We start from the raw sequence: 22,776 nt of genomic DNA on the forward strand, positions 1-22,776 counted from the left end.
CCCAGCCCGTCGACGCCGAGGGCGTAGTGCACGCCCAGGGCGCCGATCCACTCGTGGGTCTCGGTCAGCTGCATGCCGTCGCCGGCATCGAAGAGCAGCGCGACCACGGCACCGATCAGCAGCGTCAGGCCCGAGACACCGAGCCCGATCTGCTTCGGCAGCGGGGATCCCGCGGGCGCCGGCGCGAACGCCACCACCAGGGCCCCGACGAGCGGGACCAGGATCAGCGCGGTCAACCAGGGGAAGTCGGTCATGCGAGGTTCACCGCCAGGAGGGCCAGGACGACGAGCAGCACGCCGCCGAGCAGGGAGAGGGCATAGGAGCGGACGAAGCCGTTCTGGAGCCGGCGCAGCTGGCCGGCGATGGCGCCGATCGCCACCGGGCCACCGGTCAGGGCACCGTCGACCCCGCTCCGGTCGAAGCGGAGCAGGCCGGCCACCAGGTGCCGCGACGGGTTGACGACCAGGTGCTCGTTGATGTCATCGCCGTACAGGTCGGCACGTGCGGCCCGGACCGGGAACCGCACGTCCTCGGGCGGCGTGGTCGGGACGGGCTTCGAGCCGACCAGCAGCCAGGCCGTGGCCACACCGACGGCCACCACGAGCACGGCCAGCAGCGTGACCACGATCGGCGGGATGGTCGGGTCGTGCTCGGGCACCACGCCGACCACCGGGGCCAGGAAGTCCACGATCCAGTGACCCGCGAGCAGCAGACCGCCGAGCAGGGAGAGCGCGGCGAGCACGATCAGCGGGACGGTCATCACCGAGGGCGACTCGTGCGGCTCCACGCCGTCACGCCAACGCTTCTCGGTGAAGAAGGTCATCAGCATCAGCCGGGTCATGTAGAAACCGGTCAGACCGGCGCCCAGCAGCGCGCAGAGCCCGACGAGCAGGTTGGCCTCGAGCGCGGTCTCGATGATCTTGTCCTTCGACCAGAACCCGGAGAAGCCGGGGAAGCCGATGATCGCGAGGTAGCCCATCGCGAAGGTCAGGAACGTGATCGGCATGGCCATCCGGATGGCGCCGTAGCGACGCATGTCGACGTCGTCGTTCATGCCGTGCATCACCGAGCCGGCCCCGAGGAACATGTTGGCCTTGAAGAAACCGTGGGTGAGCAGGTGGAAGATCGCGAAGGCGTAGCCGGCCGGGCCGAGACCGGCGCCGAGCATCATGTAGCCGATCTGGCTCATCGTGGAGCCGGCGAGCGCCTTCTTGATGTCGTCCTTGGCGCACCCGATGATCGCGCCCCACAGGAGCGTGACCACGGCGACGACCACGACAGCGGTCTGGGCCGTCGGGGCGAGCTCGAAGAGGAAGTTGGACCGGACGATCAGGTAGACACCCGCCGTCACCATGGTCGCGGCGTGGATCAGGGCCGAGACCGGGGTCGGGCCCTCCATCGCGTCGAGCAGCCACGACTGGAGCGGCACCTGGGCGGACTTGCCGCAGGCGCCGAGCAGGAGCAACAGCCCGAGGGAGTTCAGCGTGAAGTCCGAAGCGCCGCCGGCGGCCTGGCTGATGCCGGAGAAGCTCGTGGTGCCGAAGGTGACGAACATCAGCATGATCGCCAGCGACATCCCGATGTCACCGACCCGGTTGACCACGAACGCCTTCTTGGCCGCAGCCGCCGCGCTCGGCTTGTGCTGCCAGAAGCCGATCAGCAGGTACGACGCGAGGCCGACGCCCTCCCAGCCCAGGAACAGGCCGAGGTAGTTCTCGGCGAGCACCAGCATGAGCATGGCGGCGACGAAGAGGTTGAGGTAGGCGAAGAACCGGCGCCGGCGCGGGTCGTGCTCCATGTAGCCGATGGAGTAGACGTGGATCAGCGAGCCGACACCGGTGATCAGCATCAGGAAGAGCGCCGAGAGCGGGTCGTAGAGCAGGTCCATGCCGACGTCGAGGCTGCCGGCCTGGAACCACTGGTAGAGGTGCTGGCTGATCTGGCGGTCCGCGCTGTCACGCCCCAGCAGGGCGATGAAGAGCGCGGCGCTCAGCAGGAACGACAGCGCGGCCGTCGCCGTACCGAGCAGGTGACCCCAGCGGTCGGTACGCCGCCCGCCGAGCAGCAGGATCGCTGCACCCGCCAGAGGCAGGGCGATGACCAGCCAGAGCAGGCTGAAGACACCGTCGGCAGCCGACGGGTCGACCACGGGGATCGACACCGACTCGCTGGAACCGGGCACGAAGGCCGTCAGGACGGCCGTGGGTGAAGGAGACATGGACCAGAGCACCTCAGTACTTCAGCAGGCTCGCGTCGTCGACCGAGGCCGAGCGACGAGTCCGGAAGATGGTCATGATGATCGCCAGTCCGACCACGACCTCGGCTGCCGCCACCACCATCACGAAGAAGGCGGCGATCTGACCGTCGAGGTTGCCGTGCTGACGAGCGAAGGCGACGAGCGCGAGGTTCGAGGCGTTGAGCATCAGCTCGACGCACATGAACACCACGATCGCGTTGCGGCGGGTGAGCACGCCCACGCAGCCGATCGTGAACAGGATCGCCGAGAGGACGATGTAGGGCTCGATGTTCATGCCGGGTCCTCCTCGGTGCTGGCCGGGGCGGGGCCTTCACCCGTGGCGGGCCCGGGAGCATCGGTGGGCGTGCCCGACTCCGCGGTGCCCTCCATCGCACGCTGGACCTGCTCGACCTGGTCGGCGAGCGCCGGGGCGGAGCGGACCGTGCCACGGGCGGCCAGCACCCGCGAGATCGAGGCCTCGGACGCCGTGCCGTCGGGCAGCAGCGCGGGGGTGTCGACCGCGTTGTGCCGGGCGAAGACGCCGGGAGGCGGCAGCGGACCCGGGTGGGTGCCCTTGTCGGCGTAGTCGCGCATCCGCTGGGCGGCCAGCGAGGCCTGGGTGGCCTTCGGGGTCAGCCGCTCCCGGTGCGCCAGCACCATCGCCCCCATCGCGGCGGTGATCAGCAGCGCGCTGGTGGTCTCGAACGCGAAGACGTAGCGGGAGAACATGATGTCCGCGAGGCCCTCGATGTTGCCCCCGGCGTTGGCCTCGGTCAGCCCGATCGCGGCGCCCAGGGAGATCTGGCCGAGCGCGATGACCAGCACCGTGCCGAGCAGCAGCCCGAGCCCGATCGCCATCACCCGCTGACCGCGGATCGTCTCCACCACCGAGTCCGAGGCGTCGACCCCCACGAGCATCAGCACGAACAGGAAGAGCATCAGGATCGCGCCGGTGTAGACGATGATCTGCACCGCGAAGAGGAACGGCGCCTCCAGCACGGCGTACAGGACGGCCAGGCTGATCATCACGACCGCCAGCAGCAGGGCGGCGTGCACGGCCTTGCGCACGAAGAGGATGCCCAGCGCCGCGATCACCATGATCGGGGCGAGGACCCAGAACGCGGTCACAGGGGGTCTCCTGCCTTCTGGCCGGGCGCGGGCGCGGCGTAGGTGCCGCGGTAGTAGGCACCTTCGTCGTCGCCCAGACGCATCGGGTGCGGGGGCTGCTCCATGCCGGGCAGCAGCGGTGCGAGCAGGTCGGACTTCTCGTAGATGAGGTCCGCACGGTTGTCGTCGGCGAGCTCGTACTCGTTGGTCATCGTGAGCGCCCGGGTCGGGCAGGCCTCGATGCAGAGCCCGCACAGGATGCAGCGCAGGTAGTTGATCTGGTAGACCCGGCCGTAGCGCTCACCGGGGCTGTACCGCTCCTCCTCGGTGTTCGAGGCGCCCTCGACGTAGATCGCGTCCGCCGGGCAGGCCCAGGCGCACAGCTCGCAGCCGATGCACTTCTCCAGCCCGTCGGGCCAGCGGTTGAGCTGGTGCCGGCCGTGGAAGCGGGGAGCCGTGGGGAGCTTCTCGAAGGGGTACTGCTCGGTGACCACCTTCCGGAACATGGTGCGGAAGGTGACCCCGAAACCCGCGACCGGGTCCCAGAACTGTTCCTTCATCGTGCGTGGGTCGGCCATCAGATCTCCTCCCCGGCACCAGGGGTGCTGGCGGTGCTGCTCACACGGGAGCCGGTGTCGAACGTGAGGGGTTGGGCGGGACCGCGCACGGCCCCGCCGGCAGGCATCGGGGGAACCGGGAAGCCGCCGAACGAGGTCGGCTGGACCTCCGCGTCCGCGGTGAGGTTCTCGGACTCCTCCTTCTCCCCGACGAAGAACATGACCAGGAAGAGGATCAGGACGACCCCGACGCCCATGAGCAGGTAGCGGCGGTCGATGCCGCCCTCCAGCGAGATCGCCCGGACCGAGGCGACGGCCAGGATCCAGACCAACGAGATCGGGATGAGCCGCTTCCAGCCGAACGCCATGAACTGGTCGTAGCGCAGACGGGGCAGCGAGCCGCGCAGCCAGATGAACAGGAAGATGAAGAAGAGCATCTTGCCGAAGAACCACAGCACCGGCCAGTAGCCCTCGTTGGCCCCGGGCCAGAGGTGGACGACGCCCCACGGTGCGCGCCAGCCGCCGAGGAAGAGGGTGGTGGCGAGGGCGGAGACCGTGGCCATGTTGATGTACTCGGCGAGGAAGAAGAGCGCGAACTTCAGCGACGAGTACTCGGTGTGGAAACCACCGACGAGCTCGCCCTCGGCCTCGGGCAGGTCGAACGGCGCGCGGTTGACCTCGCCGACCATCGAGATCGCGTAGATCACGAACGACGGCGCCAGGATCAGACCGAACCAGAACTGCTCCTGGGCGGCGACGATCTCCGAGGTGGACATCGAGCCGGCGTACAGGAAGACGGCGACCAGCGCGAGGCCCATCGCGACCTCGTAGGAGATCATCTGCGCTCCCGAGCGCAGACCGCCCAGCAGCGAGTACGTCGAGCCGCTGGACCAGCCGCCGAGCACGATGCCGTAGATGCCGACCGAGGCGATCGCCATCACGAAGAGGACCGCGACCGGCATGTCGGTGAGCTGCAGCGGCGTGGTCACGTCGCTGAACGGGATCTTGACCTCGGGCCCGAACGGGATCACCGAGAACGTGATGAACGCCGGGATCACCGCGATCACCGGGGCCAGCACGAAGACCACCTTGTCGGCGGCCGTTGGGATCAGGTCCTCCTTGAGCGCCAGCTTCACGCCGTCGGCGAGCGACTGGAGCAGACCGAAGGGGCCGTTCACGTTCGGACCGATCCGGTTCTGCATCCGGGCCACGACCCGGCGCTCCCACCAGATGTTGAAGAGGGTGAGCAGCACCAGGACCAGGAAGATCAGGCCGGCCTTGAGCAGGATCACCCAGAAGGGGTCCTTGCCGAAGGCCTCGAGCCCGTTGGCCGCGAAGGCGGCCACGGCGGGAACGGTGAGCATCGAGATCACGGGGTCGCCTCCTTCACGCTGACCGGGGAACCGGGTGAGGCCAGGTCGGCGAGCACGCCCCGACCGAACGAGTTGGCCGGCAGCCAGACCACGCCGTCGACGATGTCGGCCACCTCGGCCGGCAGCGTCATCGAGCCACGGTCACCGGTGACGACGACCGTGGGCCCGACCTGGTCGAAGAGCCGCTGACCGAGCAGCGCGACCGGCGGACGGGCGGTGGCCCGCAGGGCCGCCTCGCCGTCCTGCATCGAGCCGTTGTCGATCATCTGCTTCCAGGTGGCCAGCCGCAGCGTGCGCTCGCCGGTGGCGTCGAGCAGGGCCGAGGCGGCGAGCCCGGGAGCGGCGGCGACCTCGGCACGGGGACCGTCCCAGGGCCCCATCTCCTCGATCTGGACGCGGGCCTCGGCGACGGTGCGGAAGCCGAGCGGTGCGCCGAGCTCCTCGGCGATGCCGGAGAGCACCCGCAGGTCGGGCAGCGAGTGCGGGTTGGTGAAGACCGCCTCGAAGGGCCGCGGGCGACCCTCCCAGTTCACGAAGAGGCCGGCTCGGTCGGTGACCGGAGCCACCGGGAAGACGACGTCGGCCACCCGGGTCACGTCGGTCTCGCGCAGCTCGAGCGAGACCACGAAGCGGGCCGCGTCGAGGGCGGCGCGCATGGCGGCGGGGTCGGCGGTGTCGTCCGGGTCCACCCCGGCGACCACCAGGCCGCCGAGCTCGCCCGAGAGCAGTGCGGCCACGATCTGGTCGGCGTCGCGGCCCACGGCGTCGGGCAGCGAGGAGACGCCCCAGGTGGTGGCGGCGTCGACCCGGGCGGCGGCGTCGGCGACCGGGCGGCCACCGGGCAGCAGGTTGGGCAGGCAGCCCATCTCCACCGCGCCCCGGTCGCCGGCGCGACGCGGCACCCAGGCGAGCCGGGCTCCGGTACGACGGGCCAGGCGGCTGGCAGCGGCGAGCGCGCCCGGCGAGGTGGCCAGGCGCTCCCCGACCAGGATCACCGAGGACGCGTCGAGACCGGCGTTCGCGTGCTCGACCAGGGCGTCGAGGGCGTTCGCCTCGTCCCCGGGGGCGGTGGCGATCAGCTCGCCCTTCATCTTGCGCAGACCGCGCGAGGCGAAGGGGGCGATCGACAGCACCCGGGTGTGCTCGGCCCCGGTCTTCAGGGCTGCCTTGCGCAGGCGCAGGAAGATCGCGCCTGCCTCGTCCTCGGGCTCCAGTCCGGCCAGCACGACCGTGGAGGCGTCCTCGAGGTCGGCGTAGGTGACCGCGCAGGTGAGCACGACGTCGGAGGCCAGGAAGGATGCCTCCTCGCTCGAGAGCGGCCGGGCCCGGAAGTCGATGTCGTTCGTGCCGAGCGCGACCCGGGCGAACTTCGCGTAGGCGAAGGCGTCCTCCCCGGTGAGGCGACCACCGGTGAGGACGGCGGAGGCGCCGGCCGCGCGCAGCCCGCGGGCGGCGACGGCGAACGCCTCGGTCCACGAGGCGGGGCGCAGCTGGCCGTCCTCGTCACGGACCTGCGGGTGGGCGAGCCGGTCGGGGGCGGTGGCGTAGGTGAACGCGAAGCGGTCCTTGTCGGTGATCCACTCCTCGTTGACCTCCGGGTCGTTGCCGGCGAGGCGGCGCATGACCTTGCCCCGACGGTGATCGGTCCGGATCGCGGAGCCACAGGCGTCGTGCTCGGCGACACCCGGCGAGGAGACCAGGTCGAAGGGCCGCGAGCGGAAGCGGTACTCGGCACTGGTGAGCGCGCCGACCGGGCAGATCTGGATCGTGTTGCCCGAGAAGTACGACTCGAACGGCTCCTTCTCGTAGATGCCCACCTGCTGCAGGGCACCCCGCTCGATGAGCGCGATGAAGGGGTCGCCGGCGATCTGCTCGGAGAAGCGGGTGCAGCGGGCGCAGAGCACGCAGCGTTCGCGGTCCAGGAGCACCTGGGCGGAGATGTTGATCGGCTTGGGGAACGTGCGCTTGACCCCGCCGGAGGCCGCGAACCGGGACTCGCCGCGGCCGTTGCTCATGGCCTGGTTCTGCAGGGGGCACTCGCCGCCCTTGTCGCAGACCGGGCAGTCCAGCGGGTGGTTGATCAGGAGGAACTCCATGATCCCCTGCTGGGCCTTGTCCGCGACCGGACTGGTGGCCTGGGTGTTGACGACCATGCCCTCGGCGACGGTGATCGTGCAGGAGGCCTGCGGCTTGGGGAAGCCACGGCCGTTGCCCGCGTCGGGTACGTCGACCAGGCACTGCCGGCAGGCGCCGACCGGGGCGAGCAGCGGGTGGTCGCAGAACCGCGGGATCTGGACGCCCACCTCCTCGGCGGCCCGGATCACCAGGGTGTCGGCGGGGACGCTGACCTGGATCCCGTCGATGGTGAGGGTGACGAGGTCGACGTCGTTCTCGGTCGTGTCGGGCGTCGTGGTCATGCCGTCGCTCCTGCGGGTGCGAAGACCGTCGAGGCGGCCGGGTCGAAGGGGCAGCCGCCGTGGGTGAGGTGGGCGACGTACTCCTCACGGAAGTACTTGATGGAGCTGGTGATCGGGCTGACCGCACCGTCGGCGAGGGCGCAGAAGGAGCGGCCGAGGATGTTGTCGCACTGGTCGAGCAGCAGGTCGAGGTCGGCCTCGCTGCCCTGGCCGCGCTCGAGGGCGCCGAGCGTCTGGACCAGCCACCACGTGCCCTCGCGGCACGGGGTGCACTTGCCGCAGGACTCGTGCTTGTAGAACTCGGTCCAGCGCAGCACCGCCCGCACCACGCAGGTGGTCTCGTCGAAGATCTGCAGCGCGCGGGTGCCGAGCATCGAGCCGGCCGCCCCGATCGCCTCGAAGTCGAGCGGCACGTCGAGGTGCTCGGCGGTGAGGATCGGGGTGCTCGAGCCGCCGGGCGTCCAGAACTTCAGCTCGTGGCCCTGGCGGATGCCGCCGGCCAGGTCGATCAGCTCGCGCAGGGTGATCCCGAGCGGGGCCTCGTACTGGCCCGGCTTCGTGACGTGCCCGGACAGCGAGAAGATGCCGTAGCCCTTGGACTTGTCGGTCCCCATCGAGGCGAACCAGTCCGGCCCGTTCGCGATGATGCTGGGCACCGAGGCGATCGACTCGACGTTGTTGATCACGGTCGGGCTGGCGTAGAGGCCGGCGACGGCCGGGAACGGCGGCCGCAGCCGGGGTTGGCCGCGACGCCCCTCGAGGGAGTCGAGCAGGGCGGTCTCCTCGCCGCAGATGTAGGCACCCGCACCGGCGTGCACGACCAGGTCGAGGTCGTAGCCGGAGCCGTGGATGTCGGTGCCGAGGTGTCCGGCGTCGTACGCCTCCCGGACCGCCTGCTGCAGACGTCGTACGACGTGCAGCACCTCGCCGCGCACGTAGATGAAGGCGGTGTTGGCGCGGATCGCGAACGAGCTGATGATGACGCCCTCGACCAGCGTGTGCGGGCTGGCCATCATCAGCGGGACGTCCTTGCAGGTGCCCGGCTCGGACTCGTCGGCGTTCACCACGAGGTACTTGGGCTTGGGGTTGTCCTGCGGGATGAAGCCCCACTTCATCCCGGTCGGGAAGCCGGCGCCGCCACGACCGCGCAGGCCGGAGTCCTTGACCTCGGCGATGATGTCGTCCTGCGCCATCGTCAGGGCCCGGGCGAGCGCCCGGTAGCCGCCCTGGGCGGTGTAGGCCTCGAGGGTCCAGCTGCGCTCGTCGCCCCAGTTGTCGGTGAGCACCGGGGTCAGCATGTCGATCTCAGTCATTCGTCACCCTTGGCGTTCGCGGTGTCGTCCTCGTGCACGGCCTCGGCACCGGACTCCTCGACCTTGGTCTCCGACTCGGCGCGCGAGGTGTCGGCCGCCTCGGCGGCGCCCTCGGCACCGGAGGCGGGGCCACCGAGCGCCGCCGGCTGGGGCGCCTCGGGGGCGGTCCACCCGTTCGCCCGCGCGAGCTCGCGGCCGACCAGGGACGGGCCCCCGGCCGACGGCCCCTCGTCGTGGCGGCCGTCGGGGAAGCCGGCGAGCACCCGCTCGGCCTCGCGCCAGGTGCAGATCCGTGGGCCACGGGTCGAGCTGACCTCGACGCCGGAGCGCAGGTCGTCGACGAGCTGGGTGGCGGACTCGGGGGTCATGTTGTCCATGAACTCCCAGTTGACCGTCATCACCGGGGCGAAGTCGCAGGCGGCGTTGCACTCGATGTGCTCGAGGGTGACCTTGCCGTCCTCGGTGGTCTCGTCGTTCCCGACGTCGAGGTGCTCCTTGAGCCGCTCGAAGATCGCGTCGCCGCCCATCACCGCGCAGAGCGTGTTGGTGCAGACGCCGACGTGGTAGTCGCCGACCGGCTTGCGCTTGTACATCGTGTAGAACGTCGCCACCCCGCTGACCTCGGCCGCGGTGATGTCGAGGATCTCGGCGCAGGCCTCGATCCCGGCCGGGGTGATCCGACCTTCGGCCGACTGCACCAGGTGCAGCATCGGCAGCAGACCCGAGCGGGCCTGGGGGTAGCGCGCGGCGATCTCGCGGAGCTCGGCGTACGTCGTCTCGCTGAGCCCGGTGGAGCCGTCGTGGTCCGTCAGGGCGCTCATCGGTCGACCCCTCCCATCACGGGGTCGATGGACGCGATCGCGACGATGACGTCGGCGACCATGCCGCCCTCGCTCATCACGCTCGTGGCCTGGAGGTTGGAGAAGGACGGGTCGCGGAAGTGCGCCCGGAAGGGGCGGGTGCCCCCGTCGGAGACGACGTGCGCCCCCAGCTCGCCGCGCGGCGACTCGACCGGGACGTAGGCCTGGCCGGCCGGGACCCGGAAGCCCTCGGTGACGAGCTTGAAGTGGTGGATCAGCCCCTCCATCGACTCGCCCATGATGTGGCGGATGTGGTCGAGGCTGTTGCCCATGCCGTCGGTGCCGATCGCGAGCTGGCTGGGCCAGGCGATCTTCTTGTCGGCGACCATCACCGGCGCGCCCTCGAGGCCGGCGAGGCGCTTGGTGGCCTGCTCGACGATCTTCAGCGACTCCCACATCTCGGCGAGCCGGATCCGGAAGCGGCCGTAGGAGTCGCAGGTGTCCCAGGTCTGGACCTCGAAGTCGTAGTCCTCGTAGCCCGAGTACGGCTGGGTCTTGCGCAGGTCCCACGGGTAGCCGGTGGCGCGCAGCGGCGGACCGGAGAGCCCGAGCGCCAGGCAGCCCTCGAGGTCGAGGTGGCCGACGTCGACGAGGCGGGCCTTGAAGATCGGGTTGGCGTTGCAGAGGTCGGCGTACTCCGGGAGCCGCTTCTTCATCAAGGCGACGAAGTCGCGGATCTCGTCCAGGGCGCCGGGCGGGAGGTCCTGGGCGACGCCACCGGGGCGGATGAACGCGTGGTTCATGCGCAGTCCGGTGATCAGCTCGAAGAGGTCGAGGACGAGCTCGCGCTCGCGGAAGCCGATCGTCATCACGGTCAGCGCACCGATCTCCATGCCGCCGGTGGCGATCGCCACCAGGTGCGAGGAGATCCGGTTGAGCTCCATGAGCAGGACCCGCATGACCTGGGCCTTCTCCGGGATGTCGTCCTCGATGTCGAGGAGACGCTCGGTGCCGAGCACGTAGGACATCTCGTTGTAGAACGGGCTGAGGTAGTCCATCCGGGTGCAGAAGGTGACGCCCTGCACCCAGGAGCGGAACTCCATGTTCTTCTCGATGCCGGTGTGCAGGTAGCCGATGCCGCAGCGGGCCTCGGTGACCGTCTCGCCCTCGAGCTCCAGGATCAGCCGGAGCACGCCGTGGGTGGAGGGGTGCTGCGGGCCCATGTTGACCACGACCCGCTCCTCGGCGGCCTCACCGAGGCCCTGGGAGATGGAGTCCCAGTCCTGGCCGGTGACCGTGAAGACACGACCCTCGGAGGTCTCGGAGGTGCCGGCGTACATGTCGGGGTTCTCGGTGGGCATGCCCTCGCCAGAAGTGTTCGTTGCCATCAGTTGTAGGACCTCCGCTGGTCGGGCGGCGGGATCGTGCCGCCCTTGTACTCCACGGGGATGCCGCCCAAGGGGTAGTCCTTGCGCTGCGGGTGGCCCGGCCAGTCGTCGGGCATCAGGATCCGGGTGAGGGCCGGGTGACCGTCGAAGACGATGCCGAACATGTCGTACGTCTCCCGCTCGTGCCAGTCGTTCGTGGGGTAGGTCGCCACGATCGACGGGATGTGCGGGTCGGCGTCCGGGGCGGTGACCTCGAGCCGGATCCGACGGTTGTGGGTCATCGAGAGCAGGTGGTAGACCGCGTGCAGCTCGCGGCCGGTGTCCTCGGGGTAGTGCACGCCGCTCACACCCGCGCAGAACTCGAAGCGCAGCGCCGCGTCGTCGCGCAGGGCGCGGGCCACCACGGGCAGGTGATCGCGGGCGACGTGGAAGGTGATCTCACCGCGGTGGACGACCACCCGCTGGACGGCCTCGCTCACGCCGTCGGCGGCGAGCCGGGACTCGAGGGCGTCGGCCACCTCGTCGAACCAGCCGCCGTAGGGGCGCTCGCTGGGACCGGGCCAGGCCACGGCCTTGACCAGGCCGCCGTAGCCGGAGGTGTCGCCGGTGCCGCTGACGCCGAACATGCCGCGGCGTACGCCGACCTGGCCGACCTCGCCGGTCGGGGCGGGCACGTTCTCCGGGAAGTGGGCCGCCGACTCGTCGGGGCCCTGCTCGGTGGTCTCGGTCTTGTTCTCGTCGCTCATCGCAGCATCCCGCGCATCTCGGAGGTGGGCAGCGCCCGGAGCGCGGCGGTCTCGCGCTCCATGATCTGCTCGCGACGGTTCGCGCCGAGCTTGCCCTGCTGGACCTGGTCGTGCAGCTTGAGGATCGCGTCGATCAGCATCTCCGGCCGCGGCGGACAGCCGGGCAGGTACATGTCGACGGGCACGATGTGGTCGACGCCCTGGACGATCGCGTAGTTGTTGAACATGCCGCCGCTGCTGGCGCAGACGCCCATCGCGAGCACCCACTTGGGCTCGGCCATCTGGTCGTAGATCTGGCGCAGGACGGGCGCCATCTTCTGACTGACCCGCCCGGCGACGATCATCAGGTCGGCCTGGCGGGGGCTGGCCCGGAAGACCTCCATGCCGAAGCGGGCGAGGTCGTACTTGGGCCCGCCCGAGGTCATCATCTCGATGGCGCAGCAGGCCAGGCCGAAGGTGGCCGGCCAGAAGGACGCCTTGCGCATGTAGCCCGCCACGCCCTCGACGGTCGTGAGCAGAACGCCACTGGGGAGCTTCTCCTCGATACCCATCAGCTGATCCCTGTCCTGGTGTGCTGGTCGTTGCCGGAGTCGACGGTCAGTCCCACTCGAGACCTCCGCGGCGCCAGACGTAGGTGTAGGCCACGAAGACGGTGGCGATGAAGACGACCATCTCGGCGAGACCGAACCAGCCCAGGGCGTCGAAGCGGACCGCCCACGGGTAGAGGAAGACGATCTCGATGTCGAAGACGATGAAGAGCATCGCGGTGATGTAGTACTTCACCGGGAAACGGCCGCCGCCGACGGGCTGCGGAGTGGGCTCGATGCCGCACTCGTAGGAGTCGAGGCGGGCACGGTTGTAGCGCTTGGGGCCGACCACGGCGCTCATCACGATCGAGCCGATGGCGAAAGCCGCCGCGAGGAGAGCCAGTACGAGCACTGGCGTGTAGAGCTCCATGGGCCAGACTTCCTTCCGTCCGCGGGGGCCACCCGCCGGGGGCTTGTGACTTTGTGAACTGAATCACTAAGTGGCGCGGGACACAGTCTGCCACTCCCGTTCACTGCCCGCACCCCGGGGTCGCCCCGACCGGAAACGGCTCCCACCTGCGCATTTACTGCACATCGGCGTTGTCAAAATCTCCCGCGGCAGCTCCGCCGGACGCCGCGGACTACGCGGTGGCGCGGTGCAGCGCGACGATGCCGCCGGAGAGGTTGCGCCACTCGGGACGCTGCCAACCGGCCTCGGCGACCAGGGCCGCCAACCCGTCCTGGTCGGGCCAGGCCCGGATCGACTCGGCGAGGTACACGTAGGCGTCCGGCGAGGAGGAGACCCCGCGCGCGATCGCCGGCAGCGCCTTCATCAGGTACTCCAGGTACAGCGTGCGGAACGGCGACCAGGTCGGGTGGCTGAACTCGCACACCACCAGGCGCCCACCGGGCCTGGTCACCCGGAGCATCTCGCGCAGGCCGGCCAGCGGGTCCACGATGTTGCGCAGCCCGAACGAGATCGTCACCGCGTCGAAGGTGTCGTCGGCGAACGGGAGCTGCGTGCCGTCACCGGCGGTGAACGGCAGGTGCGGACGCGCCTTCTTGCCGACGCGGAGCATGCCCAGCGAGAAGTCGCACGGTACGACCCGGGCGCCCCGGTCGGCGAACGGCTGGCTCGAGGTCCCCGTGCCGGCGGCGAGGTCGAGCACGACCTCCCCGGGCTGCGGGTCGACGGCCGCGATGACGTCGTGGCGCCAGCGTCGGTCCTGGCCCAGCGAGAGCACGTCGTTGGTCACGTCGTAGCGACGCGCAACCGCGTCGAACATCCGGCGTACGTCGGTCGGTTGCTTGTCCAGCTCTGCTCGGGCCACGCGCAGAGACTACGCAACCGCCTCGGCCGGTCACGCTTCGGTCACAACCTGCGCCGAGAGCAACCAACGCCGCCCGGATCACGTCTTCCCCCCGACACTGGAACGACGTCGAACGAAGGAATGTCGATGCGAGCACTGCGCACACTGCTGGTGGCCGTCCTGGCCGTGGCCCTCCTGACCGGAGGCGCCTACGGGGCTGGATGGGTCCTGCGGGAGCCGACCGGAGGCGCGGCACGGGGCGCTGATGCCGACCGCGGGAAGGTGCCCCCGCCCAGGTCGGGGGCGTCCGACTCGCCGACACCGTCGCCGACCGACTCCCCCGACCCCACCGAGAAGCCGAGGCCGAGCATCCGGCTCGACGCGGACAGCTCGGGAACGCCGGTGCGCGCGCTGCAGGCTCGCCTGCACCAGATCGGCTGGCTGCCGGAGACCACCACCGGCCGCTACGACCCGGCCACCGAGGCCGCCGTCCGCGGCTTCCAGGCCAAGCGCGGGCTGCCGACCACGGGTCGGGTCGACCAGCGAACGTGGCGACGCCTGGTCGCGATGACCGAGCAGCCCACCCGGGCTCAGCTGCTGAACATCTTCCGGCCCGGCCCTGCCCTGCTGGCGCCCGGCGCCTCCGGCGAGGCGGTCCGCGACCTGCAGGCCCGGCTGGTCGCGATCCAGTGGCTCGTGGGCACGGTCACCGGCACCTACGACGCGGCGACCACCGCCGCCGTACGAGGTTTCCAGGCGAAGCGGGAGATCCCGGTGACCGGCGAGGTCGACCAGCGCACCCTGGACCGGCTGCACGCGATGACCTCGACGCCGTCGCACGCGGCCAAGCACAACCTGGGCAACGCCCCCGGCAGCCTCGACGAGCGGTGCCGGACCGGGCGGGTGCTCTGCATCGACAAGACCAGCCGCACCCTGCGCTGGGTGGTCGACGGCGACGTGCTCAGCACCGTCGACGTCCGCTTCGGCGGCGCCTCGACGCCGACCCGCGAGGGCCGCTTCCGGGTCGAGTGGAAGAACGCCGACCACGTCTCGAAGCTCTACGGCTCGGCCATGCCCTACGCGATGTTCTTCTCGCGCGGTCAGGCCGTGCACTACTCCTCGGACTTCGCGGCGGTCGGTTACAACGGCGCGTCGCACGGGTGCGTCAACGTCCGGGACCGGTCGGCACTCGCCGCGGTGTACGACCAGGTACGGGTCGGCGACACCGTGATCGTCTACTGGTCCTGACCGGGCCCGACCTCGGCGGAACCGGCGGCGGCGTACGCTGACTCCTCGTGACGAGCAGTGCGACGCCCGACGCCCCGACGCCGGTACCCGCAGACGGACTCGTCGTACGCACCACCCGGCTCGACCTGCCCAGCGCGGACGCCCTGGTGGAGCTCCTGCCCAGCGACCATCCCGTCACCTGGCTCCGCCGCGACGAGGGCCTGATCGGCTGGGGCGTGGCCGCTGTCGTGCGAACCCAGGGTCCGACCCGCTTCGCGGACGCCGTGAAGTGGTGGAGCGAGACCACGAGCCGGGCCGACGTGGTCGACGAGATCGTCGAGCCGGGGACGGGTCTGGTCTGCTTCGGCTCCTTCGCGTTCGCCGACGAGCCCGGTGACTCGGTGCTCGTCGTACCGAAGGTCGTCGTGGGTCGCCGCGGTGACACCGCCTGGCTGACCACGGTCGAGGAGGCGGGCGCGGACGAGCAGCGGTTCGTCGGTCCGGTGCTGCGCGCGGAGGCGCCGGCGGCTCCGGCCGAGGTGAGCTTCGCCGACGGCGCCCTGGACAGCGAACGCTGGATGGGGGTCGTCGCCGACGCCGTCGAGCGGATCGGTGCGGGCGACCTGGAGAAGGTCGTGCTGGCCCGCGACCTGATCGCCACCACGACCACCCCGATCGACGTGCGCTGGCCGCTGCGCCGGCTGACCGAGACCTACCCGATGTGTTGGACCTTCCACGTCGACGGCATGTTCGGTGCGACCCCGGAGATGCTGGTGCGCCGCGAGCGGGGGCTGGTGACCTCGCGGGTTCTCGCCGGGACGATCCGTCGTACCGGTGACGACGAGCGCGACCTGGCGCTGGCAGCGACGCTGGCCCGGTCGTCGAAGGACCTGGAGGAGCATGAGTACGCCGTCCGCTCGGTCGCCGATGCGCTGGACCCGCACTGCTCGTCGATGAACGTGCCGGAGGCGCCGTTCGTGCTGCACCTGCCGAACGTGATGCACCTGGCCACCGATGTGGCCGGGGTGGTGCACGACGCCGAGACGGTGTCGTCGCTGCAGCTGGCGGAGGCGCTGCACCCGTCGGCCGCGGTGGGCGGTACGCCGACGACGGTGGCAACGGCGCTGATCTCGCAGATCGAGCAGATGGACCGGGGGCGCTATGCGGGGCCGGTCGGCTGGATGGACTCCTCGGGCGACGGCGAGTGGGGGATCGCCCTGCGGTCGGCGGCGATCGAGGGCTCCACGGTGCGGTTGTTCGCGGGGTGCGGGGTCGTGGCGGACTCGGACCCCGAGTCGGAGCTGGCCGAGTCGCAGGCGAAGTTCGTGCCGGTGCGGGACGCGCTGGGCGGCTGAGCCTGCAGGTTCATCAAGGGATGCAGATCAACCCGCGCTTCCCGTGGCGCACAGAGCACGGGAAGTGATGGTTCGGCTGCATACCGTGATGAACCTGCACCCGATCAGCCCAGATCAGCCCCGTCACCCACCCGCACGTACGCCTGACCGGCCTGCGGCAGAAACGCGTTCATGTGCCCGTCCACGATCGTGAGCCCGGCCTCGGAGTAGACCCGGTCGTGGATCGCCAGATTGCGCGGCGCCCCCACCTGCCGCGCGAAGTCGATGGCCTCCGCGGCCCGCATCCACGGCGCCGAGACCGGGACGCAGAGCACGTCGACCTCCTCGCCGGGGGCGGTGAGTGCATCCCCGGGGTGGTACACCTTCTCCGACCCCGCGCTCAGCACGTAGCCGGAGTTGAAGAAACGCGGGAACTCGGGGTGGATCACCGCGTGCAACTCCCCCACCGCCCGGGTCGGAATGCCCGGGTCGAACGTCTCCCCCGGCGACACCACGCTCACCCGCTCGAGGAGGTCCGGCGCCTCCTCGCGGATCCGGGCCGCGACGGCATCGATCGTGAAGATCCGGGCATCGGTCGCGCGCAGGTGATCGGGCAGGTAGTGGTCGGGGTGCTCATGGGTGATCAGCACCGAATGCGCGCCGTCGACCGCCTCGACCTCGGTGAAGACCCCCGGATCGATGACGACCACGCGCCCCTCATGCTCGACCCGGACACACGCATGACCGAACTTCGTGATCCGCATGCCGACCACAGTAATCCGGGCTGACCGCCGGGCGCCCGTCGCTGTGGCGCGGTGCTGTTGACGCTGAGTGCCCCCTCGGCGGGGCACTCAGCGTCCAGAACACCGCGTTACAGCCGCAGGGTCCGGTGCCTACGATGCCCGGATGATCCTGCCCGCCGACGTCGTCATCCGCCCGGCCACCCCGGACGACGCCGAGGCACTGACCCACCTGCACCTCGACTGCTGGGACGACGCGTACGCCGGCCTCGTCGACCGAGCCCTGCTCGGCGCGCGCCGGGCCGACGTACCAGCCCGGATCGAGAAGTGGCGGGCCAACCTGGCCGAGCGGGAGACGCTGCTCGCCGAGACCACCGACGGCCTGGTCGGGTTCGCCACCGCCGGCCCCGCCCGGGACGAGGACGCACCGGCCGAGCTGGAGGTCTGGGCGCTCTACGTCCGGGCCGCCCACTGGGGCACGGGCGTCGGCCACGCGCTGCTGCAGGCCGCCATCGGCGAGCACCCGGCGTACCTCTGCGTGCTCGAGGGCAACGACCGCGCGATCCGGTTCTACGAGCGCCAGGGCTTCCGCCCGGACGGCCAGGTCAGCGACGCCGACGAGGGCCGCCACGTGCGGATGGTCCGGCGATGACGCCTCCCCCAGCACGACGCTTCGACCTCGGCGACCCGACGTTCGACGTGACCTCACCCGAGGTGCACGCCGCCCGCGACGAGGACTGGTACGTCGAGACCAACTGGGGCTGGGCAGTCCTGCGGTACGCCGAAGCGGGCGCGCTGCTCCGCGACCGACGCTTCCGTCAGGGGAACGCCCGCTGGCCGGAGCAGAACGGCATTCACTCCGGCCTCTTCTCCGACTGGTGGCAGGAGACCCTGCTCAGCCTCGAGGGCGAGGACCACGCCCGACTGCGCCGCCTGCTGATGCCGGCGTTCCGCAACCGGACCATCGCGGCGATGCGGCCGCGCTTCCAGGCGTTGGCCGACGAGCTGATCGACGGGTTCGCCGGCCGCGGCGAGGTGGAGTTCATCAGCGAGTTCGCCGAGCCGTACGCCGCCCGGATCATCTGCGTCCTGCTCGGCCTGCCCGAGGAGGACTGGCCGCAGGTGGCTCGGTGGGCCGACGACCTGGGGGCGTCGTTCTCGATCGACGTGGGCCACCAGGTCCCCCGGATCGAGGCAGCGCTCGAGGGACTGCACGGCCACCTGGACCGGGTGATCGACGACCGCCGGGCGCGCCCTCGCGACGACCTGGTCAGCACGCTCGTCCAGGCCCAGGAGGCCGACGGGCTGAGCCGCCACGAGCTCGGGGTGGCGCTGGTCTTCCTCGCCTTCGCCGGGATGGAGACCACGCGCAACCAGCTCGGGCTGGCTCTCCAGACCCTGCTGCGCCACCCCGACCAGTGGCGCCTGCTCGCCGAGCGGCCCGACCTCGGGGGCAACGCCGTCGAGGAGGTGATGCGGGTGAATCCGACCGTCACCTGGGTGACCCGCGAGGCGCTCGAGGACGTGGAGTTCCAGGGGCTGCAGATCCCCCGCGGTGGGATCGTGCAGATGCTCTCGCATGCTGCGGGCACCGACCCGGCCGCGATGCCGGACCCGGCGTTCGACATCAGCGAGCAGCGGCCGCCCCACCTCGGCTTCGGAGCCGGCGTGCACCACTGTCTGGGGCACTTCGTCGCGCGTACGGACATGGCGGTGGCGCTACCGCTGCTCGCCCGCCGGATGCCCGATGCGCAGCCGGACGGCCCGGGCGACTGGCTGCCTGTCTCGGGCAACACCGGTGCGGTTCGATTCCCGATCCGGTTCACGCCCACCCTGCCGGTGTGACGCGGGGTTGTTGCCGCTGAGGGCCCCTGAGGCGCCTTGTTCAGCGTCAATAACCCCGCGTTACAGGGGAAGGGGCGCCAGCGCCCGGATCCGGGCGTCCAGCTCGCGGCGGTTGTCGCGTCGTACGACGGCCTCGACGACCTCGATGCCTCCGTTCGGGCTGGCCAGGGCGTGCTCCAGCTCGCCGAGCGAGTCGACCTTCCAGTGCGGGGTCCGGGTGGCGGCGCAGAGGCTGGCCAGGTCCACCCCGTGCGGGGTGCCGAAGAGCGCCTCGAACCGGTCCGCGTGCTCGGGCGCCCCCTGCTCGAGCATCGTGAAGATCGAGCCACCGTCGTCGTTGACCACCACGATCGTCAGGTCCGGCCGGGCCTCGGCCGGCCCGAGCAGCAGCCCGTTCGCGTCGTGCAGGAACGTCACGTCCCCCATCAGCGCCAGGTTCCGGCTGCCGTGCGTGCGCCCCAGGGCGGCCCCGATCGCGGTCGAGACCACGCCGTCGATACCGGCCAGCCCGCGGTTGGCGATCACCTTGCGCCGATCCCCCACCTCGTAGTGCGCCACCATCAGGTCCAGGTCCCGGATCGGGCTCGAGGCGCCCACCACGAGCAGCCCGCTGGGTGGTACGGCGCGACTCACCGCACCCGCGACCTCGTGCGGGGTCAGCTCGGGCTCCGAGGCCAGCAGCCGGTCCAGCTGGCGGGCCACCGAGGCGTCCGCCTCGCGCCACTCGGCCAGCCAGGCGGGATCGTCCGTACCCTCCACCGCCCACGCGTCGGCCCGGGCCTCCACCCGGAACGGCCGCTCCGCCCAGGCGCCCGCGGCCGGGATCTCCAGCACCTCGACGTCGGCGCGACCGAGCAACCGGGCGACGGGACGGCTCAGCGTGGGATGCCCCGCCACGACCACCCGCTCGATCCGCCGGCCGAGCTCGCCGTCGAGCAGCAGGCGGTAGCAGCGCAGCGCATGGTCCCCCGTCCGGGAGCCACTGGTCGGCTCGGCCAGCAGCGGCCAGCCCGCCTGCTCGGCCAACACCCGGGCGGGCGGTCCCGCGTCGTCCCCGGCCACCACCACCGTGCGCGGGCCGAACCGCAGCAGCGTCGGCTCCGGACGAGCCGCCCGCGCCGACCGCTCGGCGCGCACCACGCCCGGCGACCAGGTGTCGTCGGGCAGCAGCGGCTCGTCGAGCTGGACGTTCAGGTGCAGCGGGCCGGCGGCACCCCCGAGGGCGTCCAGCAGCCCGGCGACCTCCGCGGTCTCGGCGGCATCGGCGAGGTTCGTGGTGGCGACCAGCGGACCGAAGAGGCCCAGGTGGTCGGTGGTCTGGTTGGCGCTGGTGCCCCGCAGCCGGGCCGGCCGGTCGGCGCTGACCACCACCAGCGGCACCGCGGCATGCGCGGCCTCCAGCACGGCCGGGTGCAGGTTGGCCACCGCCGTCCCGGAGGTGCAGATCACCGCCGTGCGAGCGCCGCCCCGGGTCAGGCCCAGCGCGAGGAAACCGGCGGAGCGCTCGTCGATCCGCGTGTGCAGCCGGAGCAGCCCCGCCTCAGCAGCGTCGTACGCCGCGAAGGAGAGCGGGGCGTTGCGGGAGCCGGGCGCGATCACCACGTCGGTGAGGCCCGCCTCGATCAGCGCGGAGACCACGGCGCGGGCCAGCTGGGTGGCAGGGTTGGTCACGATCGTCGATCCTGTCGCATGGTCGCCCGGAGCGCGCGCACCTCGGCCAGCCGGGCCGTCCAGTGCGCGACCCGATCAGGGTGCGCGGACAGCCCGGCCAGGGCCGCCTCGTCCACGACGGGGGCCCCGACCGGCAGGGCGCCGTCGACCGGCAGCAACGGCGAGACGGCCGGGTCACCCTCGAGCAGCTGCACGGTCGCGAGCCCGCACGCATGCGGCAGCTCCGGCAACGCGGCCGCGAGCGCCAGCCCGGCGGCGATCCCGACCGAGGTCTCCAACGCGGAGGAGACCACGACCGGCAGGCCGATCTCCTCGGCGATCCGCAGGCAGGCACGGACGCCGCCGAGCGGCTGCACCTTCAGCACCGCGATGTCGGCCGCCGCCAGGTCGCGCACCCGGTAGGGGTCGGCGGCACGCCGGATCGACTCGTCCGCCGCGATCGGTACGTCGACCCGGCGTCGTACGGCGGCGAGTTCCTCGACGCTGGCGCAGGGTTGCTCGACGTACTCCAACCCTGCGGCGGCTCGGTCGAGCACCCCGATCGAGGCGACCGCGGTCTCGACGTCCCAGCCACCGTTGGCGTCGACCCGGATCCGACCCGTCGGCCCGATCGCGTCACGCACCGCCTCCAGACGCGCCTGGTCCTCGGCGAGGCTCTGGCCGGGCTCGGCCACCTTGACCTTGGCGGTCCGGCACCCGCCGTCGACCACGATCGCCGCGGCCCGCTCGGGACCGACGGCGGGCACGGTCACGTTGACCGGGATCGAGGCCCGCAGCGGTGCCGGCCAGTCGCCGGCGGCGGCCTCCTCGGCGCACCGCAACCAGGGCTCGGCGGTGGCGGCGTCGTACTCGAGGAAGGGGCTCCACTCCCCCCACCCGGCGTCGCCGCGGAGCAGCACGCCCTCACGCACGGTGATCCCGCGGAAGCGGGTGCGCATCGGGATCGAGAAGACGCTGGGGCTCATGCCAGGGACCGCAGCCGCAGCCGGTCGGGCTTGCCGTTGTCGAGCAGGGGCATCTCCGCCAGCGCGACGACGGAGCGGGGCGCCCAGGTCCGGGGGTGCACCTGGCCGACCCAGTCGCGCGCCTGCTCGAGCGTCAGGTCACCGACCACGAAGGCCACCACCCGCATCCCCCACTCGTCATCGGGGATGCCCAGCACCTCGGCGGCGGTCACGTCCGGGTGCTGGCGCAGGCGGGCGGCCACCGCGGGGGTGGGCACGTTGACGCCGCCGCTGACCACGACGTCGTCGAGCCGACCCAGCACCACCAGCCGGCCGTCCTCGTCGAACCGGCCGGCATCCGCGGTGTGGAACCACCCGTCGACAAGCACCTGCTCGGTCAGCACCGGGTCGTCGGCATACCCGTCGAAGAGCGTGGGACCGGCGATCCGGATCCGGCCGTCGGGGCCGAGAGCCAGGCCGACCCCGTCCAGCGGCAGCCCGTCGTACACGCAGCCACCGGCGGTCTCCGCCGACCCGTACGTCGCGACGATCCGGACCCCCGCCTTGGCCGCCCGCACACGCAGAGACGGGTCGATCGGGCCACCCCCGAGCAGGACGGTGTGGAAGGTGCACAGCGCCTCCTCGCCCTCGGCCGTGTCGAGCAGCCGGTGGAGCTGGGTGGGCACCAGGGAGACGAACCGGTCCCCCTCCCCCAGGGCGTCGGCCGCCTCGGCGAACGACGCATGCTCCTCGAGCAGGGTGGGCGCGTGCCCGGCGACCAGGGACCGACAGATCACCTGCACCCCCGCGACGTACGACGCCGGCAGCGCGAGCAGCCACGGGCCGGACGCCCCGAGCCGACGGCGACTGGTCATCACCGAGGCCAGCACCGCCCGCCGGGAGAGCTGGACCTGCTTGGGTCGGCCGGTCGAGCCGGAGGTCTCCACGACCAGCGGGGCCGGCTCCTCGGGGGCGTCGAGCCAGTCCGCGAGAGCCGCCACGACGTCGCGGGTGGGGCCGCTCACCGGGCGGAGGAAATCCATGTCAGGCATCCTCGCACCGGCTGAGCAGGGATCGCACACGGTGGTCCGGCTCGCCCAGCAGGGCATCGCCCGGCTGGGTGCCGGCGGCGAGCAGCGCCGTACCAACACTGTGGTCGCCTGGCAGCACCTGAGCGGGCTGTACGCCGCAGCCGTGGGTGGCTCGGCGAGCCCGGCGCCGGGCGCACCTGCTTGAATTCC

Annotated in this window: 22 protein-coding genes and 1 pseudogene; 5 read left to right on the top strand and 18 right to left on the bottom strand. The window is 71.4% G+C overall.

Annotated elements, in window-relative coordinates; all coding sequences use genetic code 11:
* The 14 genes and pseudogenes from ABZE72_RS01105 to ABZE72_RS01170 form a co-directional block, all read right to left on the bottom strand.
* Positions 1 to 254: pseudogene (locus ABZE72_RS01105) on the bottom strand (NADH-quinone oxidoreductase subunit M); the annotation flags it as partial.
* Positions 251 to 2,218 (bottom strand): NADH-quinone oxidoreductase subunit L, encoded by a 1,968-nt coding sequence (gene nuoL, locus ABZE72_RS01110; RefSeq protein WP_372727166.1) that lies wholly within the window; start codon positions 2,216 to 2,218, stop codon positions 251 to 253. The gene nuoL and the pseudogene ABZE72_RS01105, both read right to left, overlap by 4 nt.
* 13 nt (positions 2,219 to 2,231) lie before the next feature.
* Positions 2,232 to 2,531: an NADH-quinone oxidoreductase subunit NuoK gene (gene nuoK / locus ABZE72_RS01115; protein ID WP_372727167.1), complete on the bottom strand. Its 300-nt coding sequence runs from the start codon at positions 2,529 to 2,531 to the stop codon at positions 2,232 to 2,234.
* Positions 2,528 to 3,364 carry an NADH-quinone oxidoreductase subunit J gene (locus ABZE72_RS01120; RefSeq protein ID WP_372727168.1) on the bottom strand — a complete coding sequence of 279 codons (837 nt, stop codon included), beginning with the start codon at positions 3,362 to 3,364 and terminating at the stop codon, positions 2,528 to 2,530. The genes nuoK and ABZE72_RS01120 overlap by 4 nt, the downstream gene beginning before the upstream one ends.
* Complete coding sequence (nuoI, locus tag ABZE72_RS01125; protein WP_372727169.1) at positions 3,361 to 3,921, bottom strand: NADH-quinone oxidoreductase subunit NuoI; 561 nt, start codon at positions 3,919 to 3,921, stop codon at positions 3,361 to 3,363. Before nuoI ends, ABZE72_RS01120 begins: the two co-directional genes overlap by 4 nt.
* A complete protein-coding gene (nuoH, locus tag ABZE72_RS01130) occupies positions 3,921 to 5,264 on the bottom strand; it encodes an NADH-quinone oxidoreductase subunit NuoH (RefSeq protein ID WP_372727211.1) in 1,344 nt (447 codons plus the stop codon). Before nuoH ends, nuoI begins: the two co-directional genes overlap by 1 nt.
* Before the next feature lie 5 nt (positions 5,265 to 5,269).
* Positions 5,270 to 7,690, bottom strand: coding sequence for an NADH-quinone oxidoreductase subunit G (locus ABZE72_RS01135; RefSeq protein WP_372727170.1), 2,421 nt, complete (start codon positions 7,688 to 7,690; stop codon positions 5,270 to 5,272).
* Positions 7,687 to 9,003 carry an NADH-quinone oxidoreductase subunit NuoF gene (gene nuoF, locus ABZE72_RS01140; protein WP_372727171.1) on the bottom strand — a complete coding sequence of 439 codons (1,317 nt, stop codon included), beginning with the start codon at positions 9,001 to 9,003 and terminating at the stop codon, positions 7,687 to 7,689. Before nuoF ends, ABZE72_RS01135 begins: the two co-directional genes overlap by 4 nt.
* Complete coding sequence (gene nuoE, locus ABZE72_RS01145) at positions 9,000 to 9,824, bottom strand: NADH-quinone oxidoreductase subunit NuoE (RefSeq protein ID WP_372727172.1); 825 nt, start codon at positions 9,822 to 9,824, stop codon at positions 9,000 to 9,002. The genes nuoF and nuoE overlap by 4 nt, the downstream gene beginning before the upstream one ends.
* Positions 9,821 to 11,164, bottom strand: coding sequence for an NADH-quinone oxidoreductase subunit D (locus tag ABZE72_RS01150; RefSeq protein ID WP_372727212.1), 1,344 nt, complete (start codon positions 11,162 to 11,164; stop codon positions 9,821 to 9,823). The genes nuoE and ABZE72_RS01150 overlap by 4 nt, the downstream gene beginning before the upstream one ends.
* Before the next feature lie 26 nt (positions 11,165 to 11,190).
* Positions 11,191 to 11,937: an NADH-quinone oxidoreductase subunit C gene (locus ABZE72_RS01155; RefSeq protein ID WP_372727173.1), complete on the bottom strand. Its 747-nt coding sequence runs from the start codon at positions 11,935 to 11,937 to the stop codon at positions 11,191 to 11,193.
* A complete protein-coding gene (locus ABZE72_RS01160) occupies positions 11,934 to 12,488 on the bottom strand; it encodes an NADH-quinone oxidoreductase subunit B family protein (RefSeq protein ID WP_372727174.1) in 555 nt (184 codons plus the stop codon). The genes ABZE72_RS01155 and ABZE72_RS01160 overlap by 4 nt, the downstream gene beginning before the upstream one ends.
* 46 nt (positions 12,489 to 12,534) lie before the next feature.
* Entirely contained in the window at positions 12,535 to 12,894 is a 360-nt protein-coding gene (locus ABZE72_RS01165) for an NADH-quinone oxidoreductase subunit A (RefSeq protein ID WP_372727175.1), read from the bottom strand.
* A 211-nt stretch (positions 12,895 to 13,105) separates the two neighbouring features.
* Positions 13,106 to 13,801, bottom strand: coding sequence for a demethylmenaquinone methyltransferase (locus ABZE72_RS01170; protein WP_372727213.1), 696 nt, complete (start codon positions 13,799 to 13,801; stop codon positions 13,106 to 13,108).
* A 120-nt stretch (positions 13,802 to 13,921) separates the two neighbouring features.
* On the opposite strand from ABZE72_RS01170, the gene ABZE72_RS01175 reads away from it, so the two are divergent.
* Positions 13,922 to 15,022, top strand: a complete 1,101-nt coding sequence (locus tag ABZE72_RS01175) for a peptidoglycan-binding protein (RefSeq protein WP_372727176.1) — start codon at positions 13,922 to 13,924, stop codon at positions 15,020 to 15,022.
* A 47-nt stretch (positions 15,023 to 15,069) separates the two neighbouring features.
* Positions 15,070 to 16,356 (top strand): isochorismate synthase MenF, encoded by a 1,287-nt coding sequence (locus ABZE72_RS01180; RefSeq protein ID WP_372727177.1) that lies wholly within the window; start codon positions 15,070 to 15,072, stop codon positions 16,354 to 16,356.
* Between the two features lie 104 nt (positions 16,357 to 16,460).
* Here the strand turns inward: ABZE72_RS01180 and ABZE72_RS01185 are convergent, their stop codons facing one another.
* Positions 16,461 to 17,099, bottom strand: coding sequence for an MBL fold metallo-hydrolase (locus ABZE72_RS01185; protein WP_372727178.1), 639 nt, complete (start codon positions 17,097 to 17,099; stop codon positions 16,461 to 16,463).
* Between the two features lie 142 nt (positions 17,100 to 17,241).
* On the opposite strand from ABZE72_RS01185, the gene ABZE72_RS01190 reads away from it, so the two are divergent.
* Complete coding sequence (locus ABZE72_RS01190; RefSeq protein ID WP_372727179.1) at positions 17,242 to 17,727, top strand: N-acetyltransferase family protein; 486 nt, start codon at positions 17,242 to 17,244, stop codon at positions 17,725 to 17,727.
* Entirely contained in the window at positions 17,724 to 18,920 is a 1,197-nt protein-coding gene (locus ABZE72_RS01195) for a cytochrome P450 (protein ID WP_372727180.1), read from the top strand. The genes ABZE72_RS01190 and ABZE72_RS01195 overlap by 4 nt, the downstream gene beginning before the upstream one ends.
* A gap of 60 nt (positions 18,921 to 18,980) precedes the next feature.
* Here ABZE72_RS01195 and menD read toward each other — a convergent pair whose 3' ends face one another.
* The 3 genes from menD to ABZE72_RS01210 are packed head-to-tail and all read right to left on the bottom strand — an operon-like array spanning position 18,981 to position 22,578.
* The gene (gene menD, locus ABZE72_RS01200) at positions 18,981 to 20,591 is read right to left on the bottom strand and encodes a 2-succinyl-5-enolpyruvyl-6-hydroxy-3-cyclohexene-1-carboxylic-acid synthase (RefSeq protein WP_372727181.1); all 1,611 of its coding nucleotides are present in this window, start codon (positions 20,589 to 20,591) and stop codon (positions 18,981 to 18,983) included.
* Positions 20,588 to 21,556 carry an o-succinylbenzoate synthase gene (locus tag ABZE72_RS01205; protein WP_372727182.1) on the bottom strand — a complete coding sequence of 323 codons (969 nt, stop codon included), beginning with the start codon at positions 21,554 to 21,556 and terminating at the stop codon, positions 20,588 to 20,590. The genes menD and ABZE72_RS01205 overlap by 4 nt, the downstream gene beginning before the upstream one ends.
* The gene (locus tag ABZE72_RS01210; RefSeq protein ID WP_372727183.1) at positions 21,553 to 22,578 is read right to left on the bottom strand and encodes an AMP-binding protein; all 1,026 of its coding nucleotides are present in this window, start codon (positions 22,576 to 22,578) and stop codon (positions 21,553 to 21,555) included. The genes ABZE72_RS01205 and ABZE72_RS01210 overlap by 4 nt, the downstream gene beginning before the upstream one ends.
* On the opposite strand from ABZE72_RS01210, the gene ABZE72_RS01215 reads away from it, so the two are divergent.
* Positions 22,577 to 22,771 carry a hypothetical protein gene (locus tag ABZE72_RS01215; protein WP_372727184.1) on the top strand — a complete coding sequence of 65 codons (195 nt, stop codon included), beginning with the start codon at positions 22,577 to 22,579 and terminating at the stop codon, positions 22,769 to 22,771. The genes ABZE72_RS01210 and ABZE72_RS01215 overlap by 2 nt on opposite strands.
* Positions 22,772 to 22,776: the final 5 nt, after the last annotated feature.

This window comes from Nocardioides sp., assembly GCF_041600255.1.
Classification (GTDB): domain Bacteria; phylum Actinomycetota; class Actinomycetes; order Propionibacteriales; family Nocardioidaceae; genus Nocardioides.